Below are 6,319 nucleotides of genomic sequence, written 5' to 3' on the forward strand. Positions count from 1 at the left end.
GCCGGCGGCCACCGGGGAAGTGGCGCGGCCGGCGCCCCGGCATGCCATGGCGGTGCTGATCTTCTTCTCCGCCGCCGCGACGGTGGTTGCCGCCGCCATCGGTGCGCATCTGCCGGCCCTGGTGCTGGCCTCTGGCGCCACGGCGGAGCAGGCGCTGCTGGCGGCCTCCCTGATGGGGCCGGCGCAGGTGGCGGCGCGGCTGCTGCAATTCGGCCCGCTGCGCCGGCTGCACCCGCTGGCCCTGGCCCGGCTGGCCTGCCTGGCGCAGCTTTGTGGCGGGCTGGCGCTGCTGTTCTTCGGGGCGCCGGCGGCCATCGCTTTCGTGCTGCTCTTCGGTGCCGGCAATGGCATGCAGACCATCGCCAAGGGCACGCTGCCCCTGGCCGTCTTCGGGCCTGCCGGCTACGGCGGGCGCCAGGGGCTGATCGCGGCACCCGGGCGCGTCCTGCAGGCGGGGACGCCGGTGGGATTCGGGCTGCTGCTGGCGGCCTGGGGCATGGCCTCGACGGCCGCCATTGCCGCCGTGGCTCTGGCGGCGCTGCTTTCGCTGCTATTGCTGTCACATCGCGGCAAGGCAGGGGCCGATTGACTTCGCCCGCCGGCGGCCTCGACAATCGCCTGAACTGCCACCGCATGTGCGGCTGTTGCAGAGACGGAGGATGCGATGCCGGCCAGGCCCGCCTCACGACACGCCGACCGTATCTACTCGGTGCTGAGCGACCAGGGCGCCGCCGCGCAGTCCGCCGTGGCCGCCTCCTGGTCCCGCTCCCTTCATCGCCATGGCCTGGACCCGGAGCATTGGCGGCCGCCGCTGCGGCTGGCGCAGGCGGAATTCGACCATGTCCTCGAACGCATGGAATCCATCGTCGTGCAGGCGCGGGAGGTGCTGGACCGCCTGTTCCAGGTGGTGGGTGATTCCGGCTGCTGCGTGTTGCTGACGGACCGCGACGGCGTGCCGCTGGACCGGCGCGGCCGCCCCGGGGATGACGCCGGGTTCCGTGCCCAGGGCCTCTGGACCGGCACGGTCTGGAACGAGCGGAGCGAGGGCACCAATGGCGTCGGCACCGCCCTGGCAGAGGGCCGGCCGATGATCATCCACCGGAACCAGCATTTCATGACCCGCAATATCGGGCTGAGCTGCATTGCCGCGCCCATCTGGGATGCCGAGGGGCGAGTGATGGGGGCGCTTGATGTTTCCAGTTGCCGCGCCGACCTGACACCGGGCCTGCTGAAGCTGATCTCCGCCGCCACCGGGGAGGCCGCCGCGCGGATCGAGGCGCGGCATTTCCGCCAGGTCTATGCCGGCGCCCGCATCCTGGTGACGGGGGAACTGGGGGCTGGCCCGCCCGGGCTGATCGCGGTGGACCGGGAGGACCTGGTGGTGGGCGCCAGCCGTGCCGCCCGCCTCGCCCATGGCCTGACCGACGAGAAACTGGCGCGGCCTTTCCCCGTCGCCGACCTGCTGGGGCGGGAGCCTTCGCCGGACAGCCTGGCCTGGGCGGAGCGGGGGGTGATCCAGCGCGCCATGGCGCGGGCCGGCGGCAATGTCTCGGCGGCGGCGCGGTTGCTGGGCGTCAGCCGCGCCACGCTGCACCGCAAGCTGGCGCGGCTGCGACTGTCGCAGATGTGCGACAGTGCCGGCGGCGCGGAGGCCAAATAGCGCTGACAGGCACAGGGGCCGCGCTCCATGCTGTTTTCCATCACGATGCCGGTTCCACGGCACGAGCAGGAGGAGAGCGACCATGAACAAGCCGGAATTCCTCGGCAGCCCCGCCACCATCTTCAAGCAGCGCTACGGCAACTTCATCGGCGGCCAATGGGTGGAGCCGGTCGGGGGCCGCTACTTCGAGAATACCTCCCCCGTGACGGGCCAGAAGCTCTGCGAGGTCGCACGCTCGGACGCGCAGGATATCGAGCTGGCGCTGGATGCCGCCCATGCTGCCAGGGAATCCTGGGGCAAGACCCCGGTGGCCCAGCGCGCGCTGCTGCTGAACCGGCTGGCCCAGGCCATGGAGGACAATCTCGACCGCCTGGCGCGGGCCGAGACCTGGGACAACGGCAAGCCGATCCGCGAGACCACGGCGGCCGACCTGCCGCTGGCCATCGACCATTTCCGTTATTTCGCCGGGGTGGTGCGGGCGCAGGAAGGCACGATCAGCGAGATCGACCAGGACACCGTTGCCTACCACTTCCATGAGCCGCTGGGCGTGGTCGGGCAGATCATCCCCTGGAACTTCCCGATCCTGATGGCGGTGTGGAAGCTGGCGCCCGCCCTGGCCGCCGGCAATTGCGTGGTGCTGAAGCCGGCCGAGCAGACGCCCGCCTCCATCCTGGTGCTGGCGGAACTGATGGCGGATATCCTTCCGCCGGGCGTGGTGAACATCGTCAACGGCTTCGGGCTGGAGGCGGGCAAGCCGCTGGCCTCGTCCAACCGCATCGCCAAGATCGCCTTCACGGGCGAGACGACGACGGGCCGGCTGATCATGCAATATGCCAGCCAGAACCTCATTCCCGTCACGCTGGAGCTGGGCGGCAAGTCGCCGAACATCTTCTTCAAGGACGTGGCGGCGGAGGATGACGATTTCCTCGACAAGGCCATCGAGGGCTTCGTGATGTTCGCGCTGAACCAGGGCGAGGTCTGCACCTGCCCCTCTCGCGCGCTGATCCACGAGAGCATCTACGACCGTTTCATGGAGAAGGCGCTGAAGCGCGTTGAATCCATCAAGCAGGGCGACCCGCTGGACCCGGAGACCATGATCGGCGCCCAGGCTTCCTCCGAGCAGCTCGAGAAGATCCTGTCCTATATCGACATCGGCAAGCAGGAAGGCGCCGAGGTGCTGACCGGCGGCGGGCGCAACATGCTCGGCGGCGAGCTGGCTGGCGGCTATTACGTCAAGCCCACGGTCTTCCGCGGCCATAACCGCATGCGCATCTTCCAGGAGGAGATCTTCGGGCCGGTTGTTTCCGTCACCACCTTCAAGGATGACGAGGAAGCGCTGCACATCGCCAATGACACGCTCTACGGCCTCGGCGCCGGCGTGTGGACGCGGGATGGCACGCGCGCCTATCGCTTCGGCCGCGCCATCCAGGCCGGGCGCGTCTGGACCAACTGCTACCACGCCTATCCGGCCCATGCGGCCTTCGGCGGTTACAAGCAGTCCGGCATCGGGCGCGAGACGCACCGGATGATGCTGGACCACTACCAGCAGACCAAGAACATGCTGGTCAGCTACGCGCCCAAGAAGCTGGGCTTCTTCTGATGGAGGCGGCGGTGACCGGGGAGGCCATGCCGGAGCGTGTCACCGCCACTCCCGCCGCCCTGGCGCTGCTGGCGGAAATCCAGCAGCGGCATGGTCCGGTGCTCTTCCACCAGTCCGGCGGCTGTTGCGACGGGTCATCGCCGATGTGCTACCCGCAGGGGGATTTCATCATCGGCGACCGGGATGTGAAGCTGGGCGAGATCGGCGGCGCGCCAGTCTATATCGGCGGCGCGCAATACGAGGCCTGGAAGCACACCCAACTGATCATCGACGTGGTGCCAGGGCGCGGCGGCATGTTCTCGCTGGACAATGGCACGGAGCGGCGTTTCCTCACCCGCTCCCGCGCCTTCGATGGCAGCGAGATCTGCCGCCTGCCGGGCTAGTTACTTCAACTCCTGCTCCACCAGCTGGGCGAGGTAGCCGGCGCCCAGCGGCAGCAGGTCGTCGTTGAAGTCGTAATGGATGTTGTGGACCGGCGTGCCGCCCTTGTCGCCGCCGTTCTGCCCGAACATCACATAGGCGCCCGGGCACTTCTCCAGCATGAAGGCGAAGTCCTCGCCGGCGGTGATCGGCGGCTCGTCCGGCAGCACCGCGTCCTGGCCCAGCAGCGTGGCGACGGCGAGGGCGGCGCGCTCCGTCTCCAGCGGCGTGTTGATGGTGGGCGGATAGGCGCGGCGGTACTCGATATCGGCGGTGGCGCCGAAAGCGGCGACGGTGTTCTCCACCACGCGGCGGAAGGCGGGCTCCATCGCGTCCCGGATCTCCGGCTTCAGGGTGCGGACGGAACCGCGCAGCTCCACCGCATCCGGGATGACAATGTCGGAGGTGCCGCCATGGATCTGGCCAATGGAGATCACCGCCGTTTCCAGCGGGTCGGTGTTGCGGGACACCACGGTCTGCAAGGCGCTCACCACCTGGGCGGCGGCGACGACGCTGTCCACGCCCAGATGCGGCCGGGCGCCATGCGTCGCCTTGCCGCGCACGGTCACGGAGAAATAGTCGATCGCCGCCAGCATGGTGCCGGCGTGAACAGAAACCTTGCCCAGCGGCAGGCCGGGCTCGTTGTGCAGGCCATAGACGGCATCGCAGGGGAAGCGATCGAACAGCCCGTCGTCGATCATGGCCTTGGCGCCGGCGAGCGATTCCTCGGCGGGCTGGAAGATCAGGTGCACGGTGCCGGAGAAATCGCGCGTCGCGGCCAGGTACTTGGCGGCGCCCAGCAGCATGGAGGTATGCCCGTCATGGCCGCAGGCATGCATCCGGCCGGGCGTGGTGCTGGCATGGGGCAGGCCGGTGGCTTCCGTCATCGGCAGCGCGTCCATGTCGGCCCGCAGCCCGATGGCGCGGTTGCCGCCGCGCTTGCCGCGCAGCACGCCCACCACGCCGGTGCCGCCCAGGCCGGTATGCACCTCGATGCCCCATTCCCGCAGCTTCTCGGCCACGATGGCGCTGGTGCGGTGTTCCTCGTAGCCCAGCTCCGGATGCGCGTGGAAATCGCGGCGCCAGGCGGTCATCTCGGGGGTCAGGGCTTCCAGGTGCTGGCGCAGGCTCATCCGGCTCTCCTCTGCGGTGGGGGCGGGGCAGCTTCCCGCCCTTGAAGGACGCCCGCAAGGGGAGGGCGCCGTCTTCGCACTTGCGTTATGAGCCCGCCGCGCCCATATGACGCCCAGCCGGGAGATCCGGCCGCGTCCTGGTCGCGTGAAAGGTGCCGCAGCTGCGGCAGCCATGGCCAGGACCTTCGGGCATGTCACAGACGCCCGGACTTCCTTTTCCCGGTACGACCCATCCACGCGGGGCGTCCTGACCCGCTACCGTCCGGTGCGGCCGTCATGGCGCGCATCGGCCTTGGATGATGCATGACCGATTTTGCTTCCCTCGGCCTCGCCGAGCCGATCCTCCGCGCCCTGGCGCAGGAGGGCTATACGACCCCGACCCCGATCCAGGCCCAGGCCATTCCGCATGTGCTGGCGGGCCGCGACCTGCTGGGCATCGCCCAGACGGGCACCGGCAAGACCGCCGCCTTCGCGCTGCCGATCCTGCACCACCTGGCGGACCGCAAGGCCCCGGCGCCGCGTGGTGGCTGCCGCGTGCTGATCCTGTCGCCGACGCGTGAGCTGGCCTCGCAGATCCACGACAACATCAAGTCCTATGGCCGCTTCCTCGGCCTCAGCACCGCCGTGATCTTCGGCGGCGTGGGCGCCCGCCCGCAGGTGGATGCGCTGCGCCGTGGCGTGGACATTCTGGTGGCCACCCCCGGCCGCCTGCAGGACCATGTGCAGACCGGCGCCGCCAAGCTGCAGGGCACCGAGGTGCTGGTGCTGGACGAGGCCGACCAGATGCTGGACCGCGGCTTCTGGCCGGCGGTGAAGCGCCTGTCCTCGGTGATGAGCAAGAACCGCCAGACGCTGTTCTTCTCCGCCACCATGCCCGCCGAGATCGCCAAGATCGCCGGCGAGATGCTGAAGGACCCGGCCAAGGTCTCTGTCACGCCGGTCTCCTCCACCGCCGAGCGGGTGGAGCAGAAGCTGATCCACCTCGATGCCAGCATGAAGCGCGTGGTGCTGTCCGAGATGCTGCGTGAGCCCGGCATCGGCCGCGCCCTGGTCTTCGCCCGCACCAAGCATGGCGCCGACCGCGTGGCCAAGCACCTGAACGCCGACGGCATCGGCGCCCATGCCATCCATGGCGACCGCAGCCAGGGGCAGCGTGAGCGGGCACTGTCCGAGTTCCGCTCCGGCCGCGCGCCGATCCTGGTGGCGACCGACATCGCCAGCCGTGGCATCGACGTCGATGGCGTGACGCATGTCTTCCAGTTCGACCTGCCGGATACCCCGGAGGCCTATGTCCACCGCATCGGCCGCACCGCGCGTGCGGGTGCCAGCGGCGAGGCCATCGCCTTCTGCGCGCCGGATGAGGTGGTGAAGCTGAAGGCGGTCGAGAAGCTGATCGCCATGAAGATCCCGGCCGAGGACCGCCGCAGCGATGCCGGCCGCGCCGAGGCGGCGGCCAACCTGCCGAAGCCGCAGCCGCAGCGCGGCCGTGGCGGCCGCCCGGGTGGC

At 69.7% G+C, this 6,319-nt stretch carries 5 protein-coding genes and 1 pseudogene; 5 read left to right on the plus strand and 1 reads right to left on the minus strand.

Features of this window, described 5'->3' with window-relative positions:
- The 4 genes and pseudogenes from IBL25_RS23740 to IBL25_RS23755 form a co-directional block, all read left to right on the plus strand.
- A pseudogene (locus IBL25_RS23740) lies at nucleotides 1-589 on the plus strand (MFS transporter); the annotation flags it as partial.
- A gap of 75 nt (nucleotides 590-664) precedes the next feature.
- Nucleotides 665-1,660, plus strand: a complete 996-nt coding sequence (locus tag IBL25_RS23745; RefSeq protein ID WP_187780945.1) for a GAF domain-containing protein — start codon at nucleotides 665-667, stop codon at nucleotides 1,658-1,660.
- An 82-nt stretch (nucleotides 1,661-1,742) separates the two neighbouring features.
- Nucleotides 1,743-3,260 (plus strand): aldehyde dehydrogenase, encoded by a 1,518-nt coding sequence (gene adh / locus IBL25_RS23750; RefSeq protein ID WP_187780946.1) that lies wholly within the window; start codon nucleotides 1,743-1,745, stop codon nucleotides 3,258-3,260.
- 11 nt (nucleotides 3,261-3,271) lie between these two features.
- Nucleotides 3,272-3,643 (plus strand): DUF779 domain-containing protein, encoded by a 372-nt coding sequence (locus IBL25_RS23755; RefSeq protein WP_456315885.1) that lies wholly within the window; start codon nucleotides 3,272-3,274, stop codon nucleotides 3,641-3,643.
- Here the strand turns inward: IBL25_RS23755 and IBL25_RS23760 are convergent, their stop codons facing one another.
- On the minus strand, nucleotides 3,644-4,813 hold the full coding sequence (locus IBL25_RS23760; protein WP_187780948.1) for a M20 aminoacylase family protein: 1,170 nt from the start codon (nucleotides 4,811-4,813) through the stop codon (nucleotides 3,644-3,646).
- Between the two features lie 303 nt (nucleotides 4,814-5,116).
- Between IBL25_RS23760 and IBL25_RS23765 the strand changes: the two genes are divergently transcribed.
- Nucleotides 5,117-6,319 (plus strand): DEAD/DEAH box helicase (locus IBL25_RS23765; protein ID WP_187780949.1); only part of this gene is annotated, 1,203 nt, incomplete at its 3' end.

This window comes from Pseudoroseomonas ludipueritiae, from assembly GCF_014490445.1.
GTDB lineage: Bacteria > Pseudomonadota > Alphaproteobacteria > Acetobacterales > Acetobacteraceae > Pseudoroseomonas > Pseudoroseomonas ludipueritiae.

Bases quoted from the DNA above. Each gene is read 5' to 3' on its own strand.
- IBL25_RS23760 (WP_187780948.1), bottom strand. From the start codon at position 4,813: ATGAGCCTGCGCCAGCACCTGGAAGCCCTGACCCCCGAGATGACCGCC.
- IBL25_RS23745 (WP_187780945.1), top strand. From the start codon at position 665: ATGCCGGCCAGGCCCGCCTCACGACACGCCGACCGTATCTACTCGGTG.
- adh (WP_187780946.1), top strand. From the start codon at position 1,743: ATGAACAAGCCGGAATTCCTCGGCAGCCCCGCCACCATCTTCAAGCAG.